Here is a 1,499-nt window from a genome sequence, read left to right as displayed (position 1 = left end):
AGAGGGTGAAAGCCCCGTACGTGAAAGCAGAGCTGACTGAGCAGGATCCGGAGTACCACGAGACACGAGGAACCTTGTGGGAAGTAAGGGGGACCACCCCCTAAGGCTAAATACTACTTAGTGACCGATAGCGCATAGTACTGTGAAGGAAAGGTGAAAAGGACCCCGGGAGGGGAGTGAAAGAGAACCTGAAACCCTGTGTCTACAAGCTGTGGAAGTACTTTATATGTACGACCGCGTACTTTTTGTAGAACGGTCCGGCGAGTTACGCTTACTGGCAAGGTTAAGCACTTCAGGTGTGGAGCCGTAGGGAAACCAAGTCTTAATAGGGCCAGAGTCAGTAGGAGTAGACCCGAAACCGGGTGATCTATCCATGTCCAGGTTGAAGCTGCCGTAAGAGGTAGTGGAGGACCGAACCCACATCCGTTGAAAAGGGTGGGGATGAGGTGTGGATAGGGGAGAAATTCCAATCGAACCCGGAGATAGCTGGTTCTCCTCGAAATAGCTTTAGGGCTAGCCTCGGTGTGAGTCTTGCGGAGGTAGAGCACTGAATTTCCTAGGGGGCGTCAAAGCCTACCGAAGAATATCAAACTCCGAATGCCGTGTAGATATCACCGGGAGTCAGACTGCACGAGATAAGTTGGGCGGTCAAAAGGGAAAGAGCCCAGACCTACAGTTAAGGTCCCAAAGTGCGCGTTAAGTGGAAAAGGATGTGGGATTTCGAAGACAACCAGGATGTTGGCTCAGAAGCAGCCATACATTCAAAGAGTGCGTAATAGCTCACTGGTCGAGAGGTCCTGCGCCGAAAATGTCCGGGGCTGAAACGCGCCACCGAAACTAAGGAATCTGAAAAGATTGGTAGAGGAGCATTGCATGCGGGAAGAAGCAGTACCGGAAGGAGCTGTGGACTGCATGGAAGAGAGAATGCCGGAATGAGTAGCGAGATAGAGGTGGGAATCCTCTAGGCCGAATATCCAAGGTTTCCAGGGTAAAGCTGATCTGCCCTGGGTGAGTCGGGACCTAAGGTGAGGGCGAGAGCCGTAGCCGATGGACAACAGGTTGATATTCCTGTACTGCAGTATGACAGAACTGTGGGGACACGTAAGGAGAGCGGGAGCCGGGAATGGAAAGCCCGGTACAAGCGAGGTACCAGTCACATAGGAAAATCCGTGTGGCAATGGGAAGACGTGATGTGGAGCGAAGATTAGTAGCGAAGCCCGTGAGCCATGCGTCAAGAAAAGCCGCTATCGTTCATATTGTACCCGTACCGTAAACCGACACAGGTGGATGAGGAGAGAATCCTAAGGCCGGCGGAAGAAGTATTGCCAAGGAACTCGGCAAAATGGCCCCGTAACTTAGGGAGAAGGGGTGCCTGCGAGAGCAGGCCGCAGAGAATAGGCTCAAGCAACTGTTTAGCAAAAACACAGGTCTATGCGAAACCGAAAGGTGAGGTATATGGGCTGACGCCTGCCCGGTGCTGGAAGGTTAAGAGGAGAGGT

General features: G+C 52.5%; 1 rRNA gene. It reads left to right on the top strand.

From position 1 onward, the window contains the following. Positions 1-1,499 (top strand): 23S ribosomal RNA (locus tag NCY57_RS16605); the annotation flags it as partial.

It is taken from the genome of Blautia sp. MB18-30, assembly GCF_023669475.1.
Classification (GTDB): domain Bacteria; phylum Bacillota; class Clostridia; order Lachnospirales; family Lachnospiraceae; genus Blautia_A; species Blautia_A fusiformis.
This window is presented reverse-complemented; position numbering and strand designations above follow the sequence as displayed.